Source organism: Natrinema sp. 74 (assembly GCF_046097095.1).
Lineage (GTDB): Archaea > Halobacteriota > Halobacteria > Halobacteriales > Natrialbaceae > Natrinema.
Window position 1 is genome coordinate 464,744 of record NZ_CP175699.1, and the last position, 20,287, is coordinate 485,030.

The 20,287-nt window shown below is 62.5% G+C and carries 15 protein-coding genes; 3 read left to right on the forward strand and 12 right to left on the reverse strand.

Features of this window, described 5'->3' with window-relative positions; genetic code table 11:
* Window positions 1-19 precede the first annotated feature (19 nt).
* Both ACJ70B_RS20130 and ACJ70B_RS20135 read right to left on the reverse strand, forming a co-directional pair.
* Window positions 20-226 (reverse strand): hypothetical protein, encoded by a 207-nt coding sequence (locus tag ACJ70B_RS20130; RefSeq protein ID WP_408960222.1) that lies wholly within the window; start codon window positions 224-226, stop codon window positions 20-22.
* Between the two features lie 138 nt (window positions 227-364).
* Complete coding sequence (locus ACJ70B_RS20135; RefSeq protein WP_408960223.1) at window positions 365-1,912, reverse strand: class I adenylate-forming enzyme family protein; 1,548 nt, start codon at window positions 1,910-1,912, stop codon at window positions 365-367.
* A 215-nt stretch (window positions 1,913-2,127) separates the two neighbouring features.
* On the opposite strand from ACJ70B_RS20135, the gene ACJ70B_RS20140 reads away from it, so the two are divergent.
* Window positions 2,128-2,982, forward strand: coding sequence for a UbiA family prenyltransferase (locus ACJ70B_RS20140; protein ID WP_408960224.1), 855 nt, complete (start codon window positions 2,128-2,130; stop codon window positions 2,980-2,982).
* A gap of 329 nt (window positions 2,983-3,311) precedes the next feature.
* Here the strand turns inward: ACJ70B_RS20140 and ACJ70B_RS20145 are convergent, their stop codons facing one another.
* Window positions 3,312-4,073 carry an IclR family transcriptional regulator gene (locus tag ACJ70B_RS20145; RefSeq protein WP_408960225.1) on the reverse strand — a complete coding sequence of 254 codons (762 nt, stop codon included), beginning with the start codon at window positions 4,071-4,073 and terminating at the stop codon, window positions 3,312-3,314.
* 578 nt (window positions 4,074-4,651) lie between these two features.
* Between ACJ70B_RS20145 and ACJ70B_RS20150 the strand changes: the two genes are divergently transcribed.
* Window positions 4,652-5,722: an alpha/beta hydrolase fold domain-containing protein gene (locus tag ACJ70B_RS20150; protein ID WP_408960226.1), complete on the forward strand. Its 1,071-nt coding sequence runs from the start codon at window positions 4,652-4,654 to the stop codon at window positions 5,720-5,722.
* A gap of 93 nt (window positions 5,723-5,815) precedes the next feature.
* On the opposite strand, the gene ACJ70B_RS20155 is transcribed toward ACJ70B_RS20150, so the two are convergent.
* The 5 genes from ACJ70B_RS20155 to ACJ70B_RS20175 all read right to left on the reverse strand — a co-directional run bounded on the left by ACJ70B_RS20155 (window position 5,816) and on the right by ACJ70B_RS20175 (window position 12,840).
* Complete coding sequence (locus tag ACJ70B_RS20155; RefSeq protein ID WP_408960227.1) at window positions 5,816-7,438, reverse strand: long-chain fatty acid--CoA ligase; 1,623 nt, start codon at window positions 7,436-7,438, stop codon at window positions 5,816-5,818.
* A complete protein-coding gene (locus ACJ70B_RS20160) occupies window positions 7,435-7,950 on the reverse strand; it encodes a Zn-ribbon domain-containing OB-fold protein (protein WP_408960228.1) in 516 nt (171 codons plus the stop codon). Before ACJ70B_RS20160 ends, ACJ70B_RS20155 begins: the two co-directional genes overlap by 4 nt.
* Window positions 7,947-9,143 (reverse strand): thiolase C-terminal domain-containing protein, encoded by a 1,197-nt coding sequence (locus ACJ70B_RS20165; RefSeq protein WP_408960229.1) that lies wholly within the window; start codon window positions 9,141-9,143, stop codon window positions 7,947-7,949. The genes ACJ70B_RS20160 and ACJ70B_RS20165 overlap by 4 nt, the downstream gene beginning before the upstream one ends.
* A 2-nt stretch (window positions 9,144-9,145) precedes the next feature.
* Complete coding sequence (locus tag ACJ70B_RS20170; protein WP_408960230.1) at window positions 9,146-11,095, reverse strand: 3-hydroxyacyl-CoA dehydrogenase/enoyl-CoA hydratase family protein; 1,950 nt, start codon at window positions 11,093-11,095, stop codon at window positions 9,146-9,148.
* A gap of 284 nt (window positions 11,096-11,379) precedes the next feature.
* Window positions 11,380-12,840 (reverse strand): YjiH family protein, encoded by a 1,461-nt coding sequence (locus ACJ70B_RS20175; protein ID WP_408960231.1) that lies wholly within the window; start codon window positions 12,838-12,840, stop codon window positions 11,380-11,382.
* A 550-nt stretch (window positions 12,841-13,390) separates the two neighbouring features.
* On the opposite strand from ACJ70B_RS20175, the gene ACJ70B_RS20180 reads away from it, so the two are divergent.
* Complete coding sequence (locus ACJ70B_RS20180) at window positions 13,391-13,879, forward strand: DUF3237 domain-containing protein (RefSeq protein ID WP_408960232.1); 489 nt, start codon at window positions 13,391-13,393, stop codon at window positions 13,877-13,879.
* 780 nt (window positions 13,880-14,659) lie between these two features.
* Here ACJ70B_RS20180 and ACJ70B_RS20185 read toward each other — a convergent pair.
* The 4 genes from ACJ70B_RS20185 to ACJ70B_RS20200 form a co-directional block, all read right to left on the reverse strand.
* Window positions 14,660-15,427 (reverse strand): IclR family transcriptional regulator, encoded by a 768-nt coding sequence (locus tag ACJ70B_RS20185; protein WP_408960233.1) that lies wholly within the window; start codon window positions 15,425-15,427, stop codon window positions 14,660-14,662.
* A gap of 683 nt (window positions 15,428-16,110) precedes the next feature.
* Window positions 16,111-18,210, reverse strand: a complete 2,100-nt coding sequence (locus ACJ70B_RS20190; protein WP_408960234.1) for an FAD-dependent monooxygenase — start codon at window positions 18,208-18,210, stop codon at window positions 16,111-16,113.
* 173 nt (window positions 18,211-18,383) lie between these two features.
* Window positions 18,384-19,865 (reverse strand): sodium:solute symporter, encoded by a 1,482-nt coding sequence (locus ACJ70B_RS20195; RefSeq protein ID WP_408960235.1) that lies wholly within the window; start codon window positions 19,863-19,865, stop codon window positions 18,384-18,386.
* The gene (locus tag ACJ70B_RS20200; protein ID WP_408960236.1) at window positions 19,865-20,164 is read right to left on the reverse strand and encodes a hypothetical protein; all 300 of its coding nucleotides are present in this window, start codon (window positions 20,162-20,164) and stop codon (window positions 19,865-19,867) included. Before ACJ70B_RS20200 ends, ACJ70B_RS20195 begins: the two co-directional genes overlap by 1 nt.
* Window positions 20,165-20,287: the final 123 nt, after the last annotated feature.

Sequence of the window (20,287 nt, forward strand, 5' to 3'; positions counted from 1 at the left end):
GCGGCGCGACGTCGGTCCGCTACGGTTTGCCGGCGAACCCAACGACCTCCGCGAGTTTGTCCCACGCGTCCGAGCGAACCGATGAGCCGTGGAAGACGAGCCTGTCGTCGAACAGCGCGTCCGTCGTGTCCGGCAGCCCCGTATCGACGAGCGTTGGCACGTCGGCGTCGACGAGGAACGCCCGATACCTGGCGTCCCCGTCGTCCTGGACCGTGATATCGTACACTCCCGGAAGCAGTTCGGTATCTATCGGTAGCTCGGTATTTAGAGGATACGATAAAAATACCGTCCGATCCCCTCCCACGCGGCGACGACTGCCTCGACAACGATCGGCGGCGACCGCCCAACGAAAGCCGGCGACGGCCTACTCGGCGAAGAACTCGGTGTGGACCGTCTCGCGCTGAACGGTCCCGGTGTCGGTCCGCGGTAGCTCCTCCGTCGTCAGCACGTACTCGCGGGGGCGCTTAAAGTCCGGGAGCTGGTCGTGGTCCTTGCAGAAGCTGTCCAGATCGTCTTTTGTGACCTCCGCCGAGCCACAGCAAACGACGCAGGCGACGCGGTGGCCCCACTGCTCGTCCTCGACGCCGACGACGACGACCTCGTCGACGTCCTCGTGGGTCTCGACGACTTCCTCGACCTCCTCGGGGTAGATGTTCTCGCCGCCGCAGACGAACATGTTGTCGACGCGGCCGGTAATGTAGAGGAAGCCGTCCTCGTCGACTTCGGCGACGTCGCCCGTTCGGAGCCACTCGTCGTCGACGAGCAGCCACTCGGTCTCCTCCGGTCGATCCATGTAGCCGTTGCAGGTGCCGGGTCCGCGGACGATCACCTCTCCCGTCTCGCCGGGGTCGACCGTCGCCTCCGGATCCGGATCCTCGTCCGGGTCGGCCGCCTCGACGACGCGGACCTCCGAAGTAAACGATTCCTTGCCAATCGTTCCTGTGTGTTCGTCCTGAACCGACGGATGAGCGAACGTCAGGTTCGGTCCGCCCTCGGTCAGTCCGTACGTGTTGTAGACGCCCTTGGTCAGGTGCTCGGACGCCCTCTCGACGAGCGATTCCGTGACGATCGAGCCGCCGGTCCGGATGTACGAGAGGGAATCGATGTCGTACTCGGCTTCGGCCTGACGGTCGGCCAGCGCGTGCAGTTGCGTCGGAACGGCCAGCAGCCCCGTCACGTCGTGGTCCGCCACGAGCCGGAGCGTCTCGTCGGGGTCGAAATCCGACTGTACGACCAGCGTCGCGCCGGCCTGAATGTGAGGCAGGATCCAGGCATCGCAGGTCACCATGTGATACCACGGTGTCGTCACCAGCGCCGTGTCCGTCTCCTCGATGCTCATCTCCATGACCACTTGCGTGCTACCGTGCCAGAGTTTCTCCTGATCGAACAGTACCGCTTTCGGCGTACTCGTCGTCCCGCTGGTGTAGAAGACGCCGTGTTCGTAGTTCGGATGCGGCTCGACCTCTTCGAGCGGCGCGTCTGAGAGGGCGACGTCGTACGATTCGACGTCCTCGCGGTCGATCGACGTCTCGCCGGCGTGGATTCCGCCTTTGATGTCCGTGCGATCGAGGACCTCGAGGGCCTTCTCGGCGTTCGCATCGTCGAAGAGGAGGACTCCCGCGTCGGTGGGCTCGAGCATCGAGGCGAGCCCGCCGGGACTGTCGCGGAACGGCAACTGGACGTTTCCGATCCCGCGTTTCTGGCTCGCAATCATCGCTTCGATTGCCATCGGGCCGTTGATCGCCAGCGTCGCCACCCGGCGGTCGGCCGCCCGCTCGTTCAGCGCGTTTGCGAGACGGGTGGCACGCTCGTCCAGCTCTTGGTAGGTCAGCGACCGTCCGTCGTCGGACACGAGCGCCGTATCAGACGAGTGCCGTCGAACGGTACGGTCGAAGGTCTCGATGAAGTCCATATGGGGTATATGTGTGACGACCACTACCGAGGGTATTAATGATTATGGAATCCCCGTCGTTTGACGGGGATACTAATACGTGCTTGATCAGCGCCCACAGTGCCAGCTCACGCATCAGCGCCGGCTCTCAGCTGTCGTCCGATCGGTTCAGTAGTTGAGAACGCTGTGATGACGCTGTGGGGACATTGATATGGTGGCACCGAGTACGGTCGGCCGTGCACGATCGGTCGCCATCGAACCGAACGCGGGTTGGACGCAGCGTTCGCGGGCTCTGGATCCACGTTCAGCCTATCTTCCTGTTCCCGGGAGCGGCGATGTCCGGGTTCGGGGCGCTGCTCGCGACGGACCTCGAGATCCCGATCGCGGTCCTCCACGCGGCCGCGGTCTGTCTCGCTATCTACGTCGCGCACCTGAAGGACGGATACGTAGACCACTACGTCCGCGGCGAAGACGAGACGAACCCCCTCAAGCCGAGCGAGATCCGCGTCGCGATCATCGCCGCAGCGGGCCTGTTTGCGGGCTGTCTTGTCGCGCTCTGGCTCGCCGCGGGATCGATCGGCGTGCTCCTGACCGCGCCGCTGTTCGTGCTGGGCTATCTCCACGCGCCCGTCCTCGATACGAACCCCGCTACCGAGAGCGTCGACTATCCGCTCGGGATCGTCCTCGCGACGGCGGGCGGCTACGCGACGCAGACGGGGACGGTCACGGCTCTCGCGCTGACCGTCTGTCTCGTCCTCTTCCTCCTGCTCGTCGCGATCAACGTCATGCTCGACCGACTTGACTACCGCCACGATCGCCGGGTTGGGAAGCGAACGCTGCCAGTCGTCCTCGGCCCCGACCGCGCCCTGCGGGTGGCATGGGCGCTGGTCCTCGTCAGCGTCGCCGCACTGACGGTCTCAAGCCGCTTCGGTCCGCTTCCGCGGAGCGCGCTGTTGGCGGGTGCCGTCCCCGTCGGCGCTGCACTTGGCTGTCGCCTGCGCGACCCCGACCCGGATCGGCTCGTCGCCCTGTTTATCGGCGCAACGTACGTGTTCGGTCTGGCGTTGTTCCTCGCGATCCGCTTTTCGTGATCTCGTTCGCTACTAGCGAACGATAACCGATACCGGTCGACGATCACCTCGAGTGATGTCGTTATGGGCGGGAGTTACGCCCGGAACTCGCGATCGGACCGGGTATCTGCGGCGACAAGCGAGAATCGTTCGCTCTCGCGAAACCGAGTTCGGAACGGTTCGAAACGCGTTTTCTGACGGATCTCCGACGTAGTAAAAGAGATGAATCAGTCGTGTTCGCCACTGAGAGCGGCAAACCCGTTTTCACAACTCGTTTCTCAAGAGCGAACGTCTCGAGAGCGAACGTTCCACCGCAGTCGACGCTGTCGCGTCGGGCGGGCGTTCGGCCGTCACGTCCCGTATCGGTACTTTATCGTGATCGAGTCGATCGTCCCCTCCAGTTTCTGCAGGAGCTCGCGCTGGTACGTCTCGTCTTTCATGCGACCGGTCGGACAGACCACACCGGCCGCCCCCTTCAGTTGTTCGTCGACGACGATCGGTGCGCCGATCAGTCCCATCCCCTTGACCTGTTGATTCCAGTCAACCGCGTAACCGCGCTCCCGAACGGTCTCCAGTTCGGCGCGCAGCGTCTCCTCGTCCGTGATCGTCTCGTCGGTCAGTCGCTCGAGCCCGTGGGTGTCGATTATCTCGTCGGTTCGGTCAGTGGGGAGATGCGCGAGGATCACCTTCCCGGTGGCGTTGGTGTGCAGGGGCGTGACCATCCCCGAGTAGATGCCGAGCTCGAGCGAGCGGTTCCCCGCCTCCACGTGGAGGACCACCGACCGGCCGGCTTCCTCGACGACGACCGATACGAGCTCGCCCGTTTCCGTCGCGAGCTCGCGGAGGTTCGCCTCCGACGCTCGAAAGAGGCTGCTCCGGTGTTTGATCCGCGATCCGGTAGTGAGAAACCGGTGACTGAGTCGGTACTCGCCGCCCTCGTTGACGACGTAGCCCGTCTCCTCGAGCGTCCGCAGGTAGACGTGAGCCGTGCTCTTGGGAACGTCCATCCGCGCTGCGACCTCCGAGGGACCGGCCCCGTTGACCTCCCAGAGAACGTCCAGCACGTCGAACGCGCGGAGCACCGATTTCATCGGCGGTGTGCCGTCGGTCATGGTCGAACGGTCACTGGCAACGCCCATAAATCGTCCGATGATGTCAGACGTCTCGTTTCATCAGAAACGGACCCGTCGACATCGGTACCGTCTACGTATCGTAGACGCTCACCGCCGAATCTCTGGCTGGTCGCGTCTACCGCCGGTAGATTACATCCATACAACTGTAATCAATTGACGCCGCGCGTTCGGCCGATCGGGCGTCCAGATCGGCGAGCGAACTACGTCCAACACGACCAGACGGATTAGACGGTACTTATTCCCACACTGTCGAACGACGAGACCCCATCCCGAATGCTCTCGAACCTGTTCGGACACTGACGAATCGATTCACGCCGTACGAGGGCGAGAGCGTTTCGTTATCGACGATTGGAACGATCGCGTCGTCGAATCGGCCGTCCGCGAGCGATATGTCTACTATTGATGGATACCACGAGCACGGTTCGGGCACGGCGATCAAAAAGACGATCCGATCCGGCCGAGACCGGTCGCGATCTATAGTCGGTCCGTTTAGCAGCAAAATCTGACTATCAGCCCAAGACATATATGGTGTGTCATTGTCACACACTTACGTCGGCATGACTGATCACGATAAGAGAAACGGAACGACGCGAAGATCGGTTCTTCGTGGGCTCAGTATCGCCGGGTCGGCGATCGCACTGTCGACCGGCAGTGCAGCAGGTACACCGGCTACTCCCTCGAGGGAGATCGAACGTTACGAGAACCTCACGTACGCCGAACGGCCGGACGTCGATCACGAAGACCACAGCGACGGCGAACTCCGACTCGACCTGTATCTCCCCGATCGACGGACGCCGCGTTTGGCCCCGGTAGTAGTCTACGTTCACGGTGGGCAGTGGCTCTATGGGGACAAGGCAGATCCCGGAGAGGTGCCGATGTTCGAGCACTTCGCGCGGCGAGGGTTCGCCGTCGCGAGCATCGAGTACCGGTTCGCGACGGAGGCGACGTTCCCCGCGCAGATTCGCGACGTCAACACCGCTATCCAGTGGCTCCGTGCTCACGCTGACGACTACGATCTCGACGCAGAGAACGTCGCTACCTGGGGGACGTCCGCGGGTGCTCATCTCGCCGCCCTCGCCGGGGTGACGAACGAGGTCAACGAGTTCGACGGCGACGGCCCTGCCGAGTACTCGAGCGACGTCCAGGCCGCCGTCTCCTGGTACGGCATCATGGCCCTCGACCGGATGCGGGAAACGGCCCACCCGGACAGCCCATACGAGTACGAACACGCCACGGCTCCAGAATCGCTTCTCGTGGGGGAGACCGTCGGAGAGAATCCCGAAGCCGGCCGGTACGCCAGTCCACTCAAGTACGTAGACCCCGACGATCCGCCGCTCCTCCTCTATCACGGGAACGACGATCGCATCGTCGGCCACGGACAGAGCGAGTTGCTGTTCGAGCGCGCTTGCGAGCGCTGTCACGACACCACGTTCTACGAACTCCACGGCCTCGGGCATAGTTCCGAAGACGTCTATTCGGCGTTGAGCGATGCCCCGCCGGCCGAAGCGACCGCGAGAACGGTGCACTGCAAACCCACCGATGACGCCCCGCAAGAACGAGTGAGAGACGGTCCGATCGCTTCCCTTACGGACATGGAACGGTTCCTCCGTCGCAACCTGCGGCACTGATACCCGGTTCGGCGGTCGAACCGCTCGAGAGGCGTCGTCAGCGGCGAGATCGGTCGAAGACGACCGAAAGGGTCGGCGCGCTCGGCGGTCGCGTTATTCGTCGACTGGCAGCGTCCCGTACTTTGACTCGAACTCGTCGCGGAGCACCTTCTTATCGAACTTCCCGGTCGTCGTCTTTGGGATCGACTCGATGAAGATGATCCGGTCCGGCAGCCACCACTTTGGGAACCGCTCTACCAGGTGTTCCTTCAGCTCGTCCTCAGTGACTTCGTTTCGCTGGACGACGTAGGCGATCGGACGCTCGTCCCACTTCTCGTGTTCCATGTTGATTACCGTCGCCTCCTCGACGGCGTCGTGGGCCATCAGCTCATTCTCGAGTTCGAGTGACGAGATCCACTCGCCGCCGCTTTTGATGACGTCATCAAGGCGGTCGACGACCTCGAGATAGCCGTACTCGTCGATTACGCCGACGTCGCCGGTCTTGAACCAACCGTCCTCGGTGAACGACGCCTCAGTCTCCTCGGGTCGGTCAAAGTATTCGTCGATGAGCCACGGCGAGCGCGCCTGAATCTCGCCAGTCGACTCCCCGTCGTGGGGGACCGGCTCGCCGCTCATGTCCCGCAGCCGAATCCGGACGCCGGGGGCGGGGAGACCGGGCTTCATCTGCTGTTGGTAGCGCTCGCTTTCGGGGAGATCGGCCACCTCGGCCGTCGTCATCGTGTTGACGAGGTGTGGGGCAGCCTCTGTCATGCCGTACCCCTGGTGGATCGGCGCGTCGATCTCCTTGTCGAACTTCTCCATGAGCCACTCCGGCGGCGACGTACCGCCGATGAGGACCCGGTCGAGGCTCTCAAGTTCGACGTCGTCGCGCTCGTCGTAGAACTCCGCCATCTCGAGCCAGACCGTCGTCACCGCGGCGGTGATGGTCACGTCCTCGCGATCGATGAGTTCGGCGATCTCCTCGGCGTCGGTCTTGGGGCCCGGCAGGATCAGCTTCGAGCCGGACAGCGTCGCGCTGTAGGGCAGCCCCCAGCCGTTGACGTGGTACATTGGAACGACGGGCATTACGGCGTCGTTCTCTCCGATCTCGAAAACGTCGACGTGGCCGTGTGTGAGCGTGTGAAGGTAGAGGTCTCGGTGGGAGTAGGCGGCCCCCTTCGGGAGCCCGGTCGTTCCGGAGGTGTAACAGATCCCCGCCTCCTGCTCCTCGTCGAGGTCCGGCCAGTCGTAGTCGGTGTCCTGCCCCTCGAGGAGGTCCTCGTAGGCGACGACGGGCTCGAGGTCCGTCTCGGGCACCTCGTCGTCCAGCACGACGTAGTGCTCTACCGTTTCGAGTTCGTCGGCGACGTTCTCGACGGTCTCGACAAATTGGGGGTCGACGAAGACGACCTCGTCCTCGGCCTCGTTGACGATCTCGACGAGGTGTTCGTCCGGGAGCATGTGGTTGGTCATGTGGATGCTCCGGCCGCTGCAGGAGGGTCCGAAGTACAGCTCGTAGTGGCGATAGTGGTTGATCGCCATCACTGACACGCGCGAGCCGGCGTCGACGCCGAGCTCGTCCAAGGCGTTGGCCAGCTGGGCGATCCGATCGTACGCCGCTTCGTACGTGTACCGGTGGGTCGTTCCGTCGGGCAGTTCCGAGACGATCTCCTTATGGCCGAACAGGTCAGTGGCCCGTTCGAGCATGACCCGTAACGTGAGTTCGTAGTCTCTCATTTCGCATCACCGTCCGCGGGTTCGAAGCGATAGAAGACGCGTTCCTCGTCGGTCGGTCCGTCGATCTCGACGACCTTCAACGAGACCGGATCGCCGATCTCGAGGTCGCCGTACGAGGCGCCGTCAACCCGTCCAGAGAGCCTGATGGGACCGAGGTCGACGACGGCCACCACGTATGGGACGTCGTGCTCGCTCAGTCCTAGCGGGAGGCCGCCGCGGACCTCCGAGAAGGCGAACAGCTCGCCCTTGTGGGGGAGATCGACGTACTCGAGGTCGTCGCCCGTACACTCGGGGCAGACGATTCGCGGCGGGAAGTGGACCTCGTCGCAGTTGCGACACTGCGTCGTCGTCAGCCGCCCGTCCCGCAGGTTGTCGTAGAACTCGTGAATCTGCGTCTGATCCTCGGTCTGGAGCTCGTAGAAGTCGAGCAGTCGTGGCAGCTCGACTTCCGAGGGGACCGAGACGCGCTCCCGTTCGGCGTCGCCGTCCGTGGGGTCTGTGGTGTCAGTCATTGTGGATCCCTCGCGAGCGTCATCACGCTGTGGACCGATCCGCTCCCACTTAAGTTGTGGATCAGCCCGGTCGTCGGATCGTCCACCAGTCTGTCGCTCGATACCTCGCCCTTGAACTGCCGGGTCACTTCCAGCGCCTGCGAGACGCCGGTCGCGCCCAGCGGGTGGCCACAACCCAGCAGGCCACCGCGGGGGTTGACCGCGACGTCGCCGTCGAGGCGACTGCGGCCGTCTTCGATAAATTGGCCGCCCTCGCCGCGCTCGCAAAAGCCGAGTTCCTCGTACTCGATAATCTCGCTGATCGAGAAGCAGTCGTGGATCTCGGCGATGTCGATCTCCTCGAGGGGGTCATCGATGCCGGCCTGCTCGTAGGCGTTCTGCGACGCCTTTCGGGCCTGCGGCCAGCCGGAAAAGGACGGGAGGTTATTGATCGAGTTGCCCGCCATCGACGACTGTCCGCTGCCGGTGATCCAGGCCGCGGTGTTGGTGACCTCGCGGGCTTTCTCCTCGCTCATCAAGATGACGCCCGAAGCGCCGTCCGTGATGCCGCTGCAGTCGTAGAGGTGCAGCGGCGGCGCGATCTCGGGCGACTCGGTGACCTCGTCGGGCTCGATCGCTGACCGGAACTGGGCGAAGTCGGTCTTCGCGGCGTTGCTCTTATTCTTCGCGGCGACCAGCGAGAGCTGTTCGCGGGTTGTCCCGTGCTCGTGCATGTGTCGCTGGGCATACCACGCGAAAAACGGCGGCGCGGCGAGCCCGTTGACGCCGTCAAACTCACGGTCGAGCACGTTCGACATCGACGACTGCATCTCGGGCATGTACTCTCGGCCGAGGTTCATCTTCTCGACGCCGAGCACGAGCGCGGTGTCGAGCTGACCGGCCGCGATCGCGAGCCAGGCGTAGCGCAGCGCCGCCTGCCCGCTGGCACAGGCCAGTTCGGTCCGCGCGGTCATCTCGGTGACCTCGATGCCGAGCAGTTCCGCGACCAGCGGCGCGACGTGAGTCTGGTTCGCGAACCGCTCCGGCTGGACCGCGCCGACGAACAGCCCCTCGACGTCCTCGGGGTCGACGTCGGGGACAGCGTCGAACGTCGCCTTTCCGCCCTCTTGAGCGAGATCCTTCCACGTCGCGTCGCGTTCGCCCCAGTTCGTTTGTCCGCCACCGACGATCGCGACGTTGCGAGTCGCGGTCACGGTTACTCACCCTCGAACTGCGGTTCGCGGTCCTGTCTGAACGCTGCCACGCCCTCGTACATATCGTCGGTCGTCGACAGCACCGCAAACGCCTGTTTCTCCATGGCCAGCGCCGCCTCGAGGCTGGCCTCGGGACCGTCGTTGATCACTTGCTTGGCCGCCTTCAGCGCGACCGGCGGACCCGAGACGAGGTCGTCGACGATCTCGCCAACCAGTTCCTCGAGTTCGTCGTCGGAGACGGCATGGTTGATGATGCCCCACTCCTCGGCCTGTACGGCGTCGAACTGCATCCCACGGAGCACCATTTCTTTCGTCCGGCCCTCGCCGACGAGGCGGACGAGCCGCTGGGTCGCGCCACCGCCGGGGATCACGCCGAGGTTCGTCTCGGGCGTCCCGATCGTCGAGTCCTCGGTCGCGACGCGGATGTCACACGCCAGCGCGAGCTCGATGCCCGCGCCCAGACAGAACCCGTCAATCTTCGCGACCGTCGGCCGCGGGAACTCGTAGACGGTCTGGAACATTTCGTCGACGTCCATGATGTCGGCCGGCTCGCCGGCCGTGAAGCCGGTGATGTCGGCTCCCGAACTGAACGCGCGGTCGCCGGCCCCCTCGAAGACGACGCAGGAGACCTCGTCGACATCGACGTCGTTCAGGAGCCGATCGATCTCCGCGAACATGTCCTCGGACATCGAGTTCATCCGCTCCTGGCGGTCGAGCTCGACCGCGAGGACGCCGTCGCCGTCGATTTCCCAGTTGATGTAGTGGTAGGGCGGATCAATGCGGTAGTCGTAGAAGCCCTTGCCGGCGTCCTCGCCGGTCCAGCCTTCCTCGACGAGTTCGACGAGGTGGTCGGTGGGCTCGTAGCGCTCCTCGCCGTACTCCGCGTACAGGGACTCGAGCTTCTCGAGGACGACATCGAGGCCGATGCGATCGCCGCGCCGACACATTCCCTCGGGGAAGCTACCGCCCAGCCGGAGCCCGATATCGATCTCCTCGGGGGTCGCGACATCGTTCCCGACGAGCCAGGCGGCCTTATTGATCATCACGGCCTCGGTACGAAGCGCGTCGTAGCCGCCCGAATCCTCGGGTTCGTAGTCGACGCCGTCACCGTCCTCGTAATCGTAGAAGCCCTTGCCGCTCTTCTTGCCGAGCTCCTCGGCCTCGACCTTCTCCGCGATGGCCGGGGGAACGGGCTGGCCGGACTCGTCGCGGAAGTGGTATGCGACGTCGATCCCGCCGAAGTCATTGAGTTCGAACGGCCCCATCGGGTAGCCCCGCTCGTAGACCATCGTGGCGTCGGCCTCCTGCACCGTCGTCTCGTCGGTCGACAGCATCCAGGCCGCCTCCTCCATGAACGGGACAAGAACGGTGTTGACGACGAAGCCATGGACGTCCTTGCGGACGTATATCGGTGTCTTATCGACCGATTCGGCCCACTCGTAGGCGATCTCTGCCGTCTCGTCGGTCGTCGCCTCGCCGTAGGTGACCTCGACGAGGTCCATCTTCACCGGCGGGTTGAAGAAGTGGAGACCGACGACCTGCTCCGGTCGGCCGGTCGCAGATGCGATCGCCGAAATCGAGAGACTTGACGTGTTCGACGCCAGGACCGCGTGATCCGGGGCGTGTTCGTCGACCGCGGAGAACGTGTCCTCCTTTATCTCCATCTGTTCGGGGACGGCCTCGATGACCAAGTCCGCGTTCGAGACGGCCTCGCCAATGTCCGTCGTCGTCTCGATCCGCTCGAGGACCATCTCCGCGGACTCGTCGATCCGGCCTTTCTCCTCGAGTTTGCCGAGGCTCCACTCGATCTGCTCGTATCCCTCGCGGACGATGTCCTCCTCGATATCGCGCATCGCGACGTCGTAGCCGCCAATCGCGGCGACCTCCGCGATACCGTGTCCCATACTTCCGGCTCCGAGTACTGCCACTCGCTGCACGGTGTCAATCGTCATCACAGAAATCTCTGTTATTGTCTCCCATATATCTTTGGAAGAGTAGAGCGTGTAATCCCGAGAATGGTCCACGACTGGAAGGATCAGTCTTCGAGGGTCCGATCGACGACGTTGACTGTTGACAGCGAGTGCGAGCGTCGATATCGCCGGCTATACCGGAGCCGGCCGGTCCACCGCTCGCGTCCTCACGGTGATCAATCGCGACTCCTCGCTCGAGCCCCGTTGCGGTTCAGCGTCATCGAGGAGAACGGAACGGGATCGAACGGCGTCGAGGTTGGAGACGTTCAGATGAGGCCGACGGCGACGGCACCGTGGGTCAGCGCGGCCGTGACGGGGATCAGCAGCGCGGTTCGGAGAATCAAGAGGAGAGTGAGATCACGGAAGCGCATGGGGATGTCGTCGAACATGTCGACCATCATCGGTGCCGTCGCGGCGAAGAAGATCGCCTGCGCGCTCGTGACGACCATGACGAACACCTTCGTGAACAACGACGCTTCGACGACGAGCGTCGTTCCGACGAAGTACTCGGCACCGGCGACGATGATCGCCGTGGCGGCGATTTTCGGGTCCGGAACGCCGAGAATCGTCATCAGGGGAACGAACGGCGCCGCGAGGTAGGAAAAGATGTCCGTGTTCGCCTCGAGGAGGAGTACGGCCGTCGCGATGGTCAAGACCGTACCGAGGATCATCGCGGTGAGTTTCGTTCCATCGACGAGGCCCTCGATCGCCGCGCGGGGGATCGATTTCCCCTCTTCGGCGGTTCGGACACCCTCGCTGAAGGCGAACCGGACGTAGTCAGTGACGGTACCGGTGAACTGCGGTTCCGGATCCGGCTCTGCGATGTACTCCTCGGGAACCGTCGAGAGGGGCGGAATGCGGACGAGAATCGCACCGACGATGAGCGTCGCGGTCAGGTACAGCAGGATGAGGACCGGGAAGATCTTGAGGACGCCGACGACGGCGGCGACCGCACCGATGGTCCCGAGGTTCGCGGTGGCGAAACAGGTACAAATCACGAACACTTCCCGCTTATTGTACCCGCCGCGATCGAACACGTTTCGCGTAAGGTAGTAGCCGACGCTGAACGAGCCGAGCCACGAGGCTGCGCTGTCGAGGGCCGACCGGCCAGGCAGGTTAAACAGCGGCCGCATGATCGGCTGCGCCAGCGTGCCGATGAACTGAAGTCCACCGAGCTCGGCGAGCAGATTGACGAAAATGCCGCCCAGCGGGATTACGAGCACGACCGTGAGTAGAAGCGCGTTCCAAGCGATCGTCGAGACGGCCCCACCGACTAACCAGTCGGGGCCGGTCCCGAGGAACAGCGGTACGCCGAGGAAGATCGCGATTACGCGAAACGCCCAGAACGGCTTCGACGTCTGCCAGTAATCGATCTGGAACAGCGCTTGCTGGCGTTCGTCCAGCGTGATGACGCCTTGGTAGTGCAACATCGCGACCGTCGTCAGGATCCCACCCGCGAACAGGACCGCCAGCGCGAATGTCTCGACGGCGAGCAACGACAGATTCGTGATGTACGACATCAGAATGTCGAGTGGAATCGTGGTCTGTCCCTGATATTGTACCGGAAAGAGAAAGACGAACGCGCCGGTCGCGAACGCGAGGATGAACTTGAGCGTCGGTCGTAATCGTTTCTCGACGAGGTTCGCATCGTCGATCGACTTCTGCTCTGGATTCACTGCTTCCCCCGAAATGCTATCGTCATCTTCCCAGCTCTGACTACCGAACATAGCTCGACAAATAGTACCATGGGTCATAAAAACACCGGTCATATATAGGAACGTATACTATTGTAACAACCACTGTGTTATAGCGGAATATAACCAGGCAGCGCACTAATCGCCGCCAGTGGCGAGAAAACTGACTCGATTGTCTGCGGCGGGCGAATTGGCGAGGCAGGCGATCAAAGGTAATCGCTTTCGGCCGATTAGGTTGAGTGCGCCAGGATCGAGCGCGTTGACTACCCATGCTCCGAACGGGGTCACCGCTGGTCCAAGCGACCTCAGCGGTAACGCCCGCTCCTCGAGTTGCTTGCTCGCTTCGGCGACCGGTTGCAGATTCGCCGCGTCCGTACTCTTGCCGTCGGCTCGAAAACACTTCGATGAGTTCGTCGGCCCTCGTCACGACCGCGGCACTGAATTCGTCGTCGACGGGGCACAGGATAATTGGCCGTTCTCACTCGTTTCTCTTCCACCATACTGCTGGTGCCGACCGCCTAGAGCGAACCGAAGCGGCTCTCACTCGGGAGCATTTATTACGGTTGACAGTGATGACGGGAGTATGGTCAAAGAGACCGACTCGAGCGACAACACCGTTCCCGAGCCGAGCCTCGAACACGTCATGGACCTCGAAGTCGAGGTCGAGGAACCGATCGAGATCGGCGAGACCGGCGACGGCCAACGGCGGATCATTCCGATCACCGGCGGCACGGTCTCGGGGCGCATTGAGGGGCGGGTCATTTCCGCCGGCGCGGACTACCAACTGTTTCGCGTCGATCGACCGACCGAACTGGTCGCGAAGTACGCCTTCGAGACCGACGACGGTTCCAGCGTTTACGTCGAGAATCGCGGCATTCGCTCCGCGCCGCCGGAGACGAAAGAGCGACTCCGCGACGGGGACCCTGTCGATCCCGACGAGGTCTACTTCCAGTCGACACCCGAGTTCGAGACCGCCGATCCCGACCTCGAGTGGCTTACTCGGAACGTCTTCGTCGCTTCAGGGATTCGGCAGCCGAGAGGCGTGAAGCTGGCGGTCTACCGCGTCTACTGAGTGGCGCTGCGAAGAAACGAGCGGGCACGTTCCGTCCTCAACGAAGACGACGCCGTCTTCGACGACTACGTCGTCCGACCGGCTACGCTGCCATCGTCGGCGAGGTTCATGCCGGGTTCCCGATCGAACGATCAACCGTGCTACGGAGGTGAGACGGTCGTCTCGTCGACGGACCGCTTCTCAATACGCTCGCCGGGCGCAACGAACACTGGCACGCCCACGTCTCTCATGCCAGCGGAGGGACGGTACCATTTCCCATTTAGGAACCGGTCGGTGCGTCGACGCTCAGAGAACGGAGGACAGCGGCAGTGTAGCATCGATCATAGTAGTAGCTGACTATCACTGCCCTCTAATCGTCCGATTATATCAGACATCTGCGTCGGTCGTGATCGATGCCAATTCGAATACTGGTTTAAATTTCATTCATTATATCGAGAATAGTACTATATTATGCAATCTTCAACCATACTACTTTCGTAATAGCCATTCTGAACTGGCTAAGACACCTTCTGAGAGAGTATTCTCTGTCTATCAATAATGGATGAAGAGCTGATCCGGCGGGAGTCGAAGTCCGACCATTACGTTAGTACTAATGTAATAGTCTCCGCGGTCGATATCGGTCCTGATAGTTTTGCTACGCACATCACTGGGGAATTCTGGGCGCGCTATCGTAATTCGCTTGAAACGCCTGAATACACGACACCGTCGGTCATCAACGCGTAACTATCGGAAACGCCGCCAGAAACCAGCCTGCGTTCGTGACGGATAGCAGCGAGTCTCCTAGCCGTAGACGAGACGGAGTTCGATGTCGTCAACGGCCTCGAGGAGCGCCCCGTACAACTCGTCCTCGATTCGCTCTTCGGTCAGTCGGTTTGCGGCGCCGGCGATCGTGGCGGCAGCGATCGGTCTCCCGTCCCAGATGATCGGCGTCGCAATTGCGTGCAGTCCCCGCAGATCCTCCTGAAAATTCATTGCGTAGCCGCGATCGCGGGTGCGCTCGAGTTCGTCGAACAATTCCGCTGGTTCCGTGATGGTGTTCTCCGTCTGAGCCGGAAGGCCGTGACGATCGATGATCTGCTGCACCTCTTCGTCGGAAAGATGGGCTAGGATCGCCTTGCCGGCGGAGTTCGCGTGGAGGTAGACCCACGTCCCGATCGTCGAATCGAACGAGAACGACTCGTTGCGCGAGACGCCGTAGACGAACATTCCGAGGCCGTTCTCCGGGATGATGAGCCACGCCGCCTCGTCGGTCTCCTCGGCCAGCCCGTCGATGCGGTGTTTCGCGGCGTGATATACCTCGTACCGATTTCGCACGTGGACACCGGTGTTGAAGAACTGGAGTCCGAGTCGATAGCGACCGTTCTCGTTGACGACGTAGCGGTTACGTTCGAGGCTCACGAGGTGTTTATGGACGGTGCTCTTCGCGAGGTCGAGCTGATTAGCGAGTTCGGTGACGCCCGCGCTGTCGTTCTCCTTGAGTGATTCGATGATAGAGAACAGTGTCTTATTCGATTTGATCGATCGTCCAGAGCTGTCGTCCTTTTCCATGGCTAGTGAATTAGAAACGCGCATCTAAAGATTTGTGCATTGTTGTCTACCTATGGTATGCAGAATGAACACTAGAAGTTCACTCTGAAGAAACAGCAGATGGAATATCGGTGTGTGGCGGTAGCTACGTAGCAGCAGGCGGTCTCAAGCAAAACGGACGCGAACCCCGTGAGCAGGTCACGTCTCCGCGAGGAGCTGCTCGAAGGAGTCAGCGTTTCCTGCAATAGAATCTCCAGCGCCTCTATACAGACGTGGGCGTTCGGGAACCGCGCGAGTTGCTAGACGGTCTTCCTCGTGAACGCGAAGCCGCAGGGACGATGGCGAACTCGAGTTCCGGGGAGTTCCCTGTGGCCGCGTCGGCGTCGTTCAGCATGCTCACAAGACCTCGTAGCAGGTCGCAAACGCCCGTGCCGGACAGCGGCCCCGGAAAACGTGGCAGCGATCGGGGATAGCGGTCCGGTTCGTAGTCGCGTGGTTCGGACGGAGACGGCCGTGAGTAACAGACCGTTGTCGGCCCCATGCGCATATGCTCGGTGCCGGTTTTCCTTCGAGGGCAGCCTCCCACGGTGTCCGTCCCGATCAGTCACCCGTTGCGCAGTCAACACTGCGACAGGGCTCAGCGGGGCACTTACGAACGCCGACGGCTGTGTGGGCTCTCCGCACATCCCGACAGTGGATCGAGGTCAGTCGTCACGAGACAGTGCTCCCTGAACCACGCAGAGATCCGCACGCCCAGTCGCGACGAGCGTGTTCACCTTATCGGCGGATGCGGTGGGGACAGTTGCCAACGTGCCGACACCGACCTCGTTTCTGATATCGTCGCTGAAATTGCTCGGCCCTTTCGCAGCCAGTCCACGCTCGCTGGTAGTGGTATCGACCGGAGCCACGACGTCACAGCCCGCCGCCGAAAGCTCGCGAACGGCCTCAAACGCCTCCTCGAGCGAGAGCCCGCGTTCGTCGCCGTCTGAGACCGGAACCGTTACCCCGAGCGGCATTCCAGCCGGTACCGCGTCGGCAACGTCGGTAACGACGGTCTGTACGAACTGGACACCGTCCTCGAACGGCACGTCCGAAGCCGTTAGGGACTGCGACAGAACTGAGGAGGTGGCCGCTTGGAGCTGCACGTACTCGAAGCCGGCGTCGACGGCCCGGCGCGCCGCTGCGACGAAGTCGTCGACGACGGCGTTCCGGTCCGCCGCGCTCAGTTTGGTGGGGTCGAACGATTGCGGATGAATCGGATAGTCGTCACTGAGTCGCGGCGCCCACGTCGACTCTCGTTCGGTACGGTCGCCGTGATCGAAAACGCGAGGATCTCGCCCACCGCTCGCGCCGGCGTGCGTGAGATGGACACCGGCCGTAACTCCGTCTGGCACGGCTTCGACGGCATCGGCCCACGTAGCGGCGTGATCCTCGGTGTAGAGTCCCGGAGAACCAATCACCGTCCGCCCCTCGGGAGCGATAGCAAGCGGTTCCGTGAGCAGCAGCCCCGGCCTTTCGTCTGCGGCCGCGGTGAACGCGGACAGTTGAGCAGCCGATGGCGTCCCCTCGTCGGCGGACGATGTGGGTTCGAGGGCACGGACGTACCGGTTCGAGACGACGGTATCGGCGAGTCGAACCGGCTGGCGGGCCGGCGGTCGCGTCTCCGCGTCGATCGGTGTCCGCTCGGCGAACCACTCGTCGAACGCGTCCGTGAACGTCTGGTCACGGCGCTGGAGGCTCCCGTACGTGAGCCGGCCGCTCCGGGTGAGATGATGGAGTGCGAACTGTCGAGGTGGGAGATCGTAGTATCGGTCGATCTCCTCGAAGTGTATCCGACTCCGTTCGGCCGCCGATAGCAGGGTCTCGACGAACGGTTTCCGAGCCGATTCGTAGGCCGAGAGCGCGGCACCGGTCTCGTTGTGGTCCTCGAAGGCCTCCATCAGCCCGATTGCGTCTTCCATCGCGAGGGTCGTTCCGGAGCCGATCGAGTAGTGGGCGGTGTGCGCGGCGTCACCGATGAGGACGACGTTGTCGTGAGACCAGTTCTCGTTCGTGACCGTCTGGAACCGCCGCCATCGGTCCTGCTGGGACTGAAGGGCGTGTCCATCCAACTGGTCAGCGAACACGTCCTCGAGGTAGGCGAGATACTCGTCTTCGGTCATTTCGGCGATCCCGGATTGCTCCCACGTCTCGGCGTCGCAGTCGACGATGAACGTGCTCGTCGGTCCGGGATAGGTGTGAGCGCACCAGATACCGTCCTCGTTCTCGACGAAGATGTGAGTCAGCGCTTCGAACTCCGCGTCGGTACCGAACCAGGAGAACCGCGCGCTTCCCTGGGTGATCTCCGTGCCGAACTCGTCGGCGAAGACCTCGCGCGTGTGACTGTGGATCCCGTCGGCCGCGATACAGAGATCGGCCTTGGCGGCGATAGCGGCGGGATCCGCTATCTCCGACTTGTACTTCAGTTCAACGCCCACGTCGCGACAGCGCTCCTCGAGGACGGCGAGGAGATCGGTCCGCATCATGCTCGCAAACGTATTTCCGTCACACCGGAAGTAGTCGTCGTCGGTGACGATGTCGAACGGATCCCAGCGGTCGAACGTCTCTGTTATTGCCTCGTGAGACGGCGGATCGGCATCGGCGAGGTTCGAGAGCGTTCGGTTCGGAAACACGATCCCCCAGCCGTACGTGACCCCCTGCGGGTTCCGCTCATGGACGGTCACGTCCCAGTCGGGGTGGCTCCGTTTGAGGAGGAGGCTCGCGTATAGTCCGCCGGGACCGCCGCCGATAGTCGCGACGTTCATCGGTCGGACCGCCCCTCCTCAGCGATCGAGGACGTGACCATCTCACGTCCTCCTGACGCGATTTCTTCGATACGTCTGCTACGTCGTCTCCCCTCGCAGTACTGGACGGTTCCTCGCATACGTACGTTCCTGTTTGCCACGATGACTCGTACTCCCTTCATTGTTGTGACTGCTCACCAGACATTTTCAAAGAGTTGCTCGTACTTCGATACCTTGTCGGCCGGCGGTTTCGGCGTCGAATAGGCGACGACGATCATCAAGACGAGTTGACTGACGGCGAGCGGCACGAACGGCAGGAACCCGAACGTGAGGCTTTCCGGAAGCAGTCCCAATTCGAACGCCCAGAGGCCGACGAATCCCCAGACGAGGCCCGCGTAAGCGGCATACTTGTTGGATCGACGCCAGTAGAACGCCGAGCAGATCGGGAAGAACATCAGTGCGAACCCGGAGAACGCGAACGTCGCGGTGTTGACGATCGAGTCCCGGGTGAGCATGGCGCCGGCGAACGCCGCGAGGAAGATCGCGATCAGGAAGAACCGTGTGTAGTGGATCTCCCTGGACTCATCCACGTCGAAGAACGGCCGGAGCACGTCCTCGGTGAAGAAGGTGCTGAGGGTGAGCACCTGGCCGTCGAGGCTCGACATGAGCGCAGCGAGGATTCCGGCCAGAGCGAAACCGATGACCCAGACGGGGAGGAACTCGTCGACCAGCGCTGGCAGGATGAAATCGGGGTTCGCTAAGTCCGGAATTTGTGCGATCCCCCAGAACCCGAGCATCACGGCGGGCACCCAGACGACGATGACCGCGATGGGATAGAGGACGGCAGTCTGCTGGAGGTTCTTCACGGACTTAGCGGTCATATAGCGGATGATCAGGTGTGGGAACATGAAGGCGCCGAACGCGACGACCAGCCCCTGGGAGAACCAAACTCGCGGCTGGAACGGGGGAATCCCGGCACGGTTTAGGAGCGCGCCGTCATTAATCTGCGCGACGGCGTTCGTCGCCTCGGTGAACCCGCCGACCCGCAACGGAATCCAGACGAACATCGCGAGCAGGAATGCGATGAAAACGGCACCCTGAAACGCGTTCGTCCAGCCGGTCCCGCGCATTCCGCCCTGATAGACGTAGCCGCCGACCACCAAGAGGACGATCGCGGCGCCCGCCCAGTAGGGGACTAGTCCGTCCGTCAGTGCCTCGAAGACGATCCCCCCACCCTGTACGCCGACGAGGAGATACGGAACGGTCCAGACGGTGAACATCCCCATGGCGAGCACACCGAGGTACTCTGCGTCCCACCGGTGGTTGATGATCTGTGCGGGCGTGATGTGACCGAACTCCTTGCCGACCATCCAGATCCGGTAGCCGACCGTCATCAGGAAGACCGGAAAGAGGAACGCGAACAGGACGACGAAAAATCCGAACGCGCCCGCACCGGCATTGTACGCCAGCCCCGGTGCCCCGATCATCACTACCGCGGTCATGTTCGTGGCGAACAGCGCCGCTAGGAGAATGATCGTACTGAACGACCGATCCGCCATCAGGTAGTCCTCACGAGAGGTGCCGGTCGTCCGCGCCGCGAGTTGACCGACACCGAGGACGACCAGAAGGTAGACCGCAGTGATGCCGACGATGAGGAGGTTCGATTCGGCCAGCATCAGTCGTCTCCCTCCGCGGGGGTAACGGGGTCGGACGGTTCGTCCTCTCGCTCGAGTCTCGCATCGTAATCTGCGGGCGGTTCGGGCGCGACGACGTACATCACCGACAGGATGACGACGCCGACGAGGAGGAACGCGATGTCGTACGCGAGCTGGACCGGCAGCCAGCCGAACAGCAACGTCTGCGCGTTCAGTAAGCCGAGCAGTTCGCTCTGATGGAGTACAACCATCGCCAGTACGGAGCCAAGCAGTGCCGCTCGTACCGGAGTCTTCGGAGTCCAGAAGCTATCTCCCATCATGTTCTCATTTCACACACCACAATATATGACGGGGGGTACTTGAAGATAATTATAAAAATCACACATATCGCGGAGAATAACGGGCAGTGTGCTTCCGACACTAAGGGCGCCGAAACGCGAAGA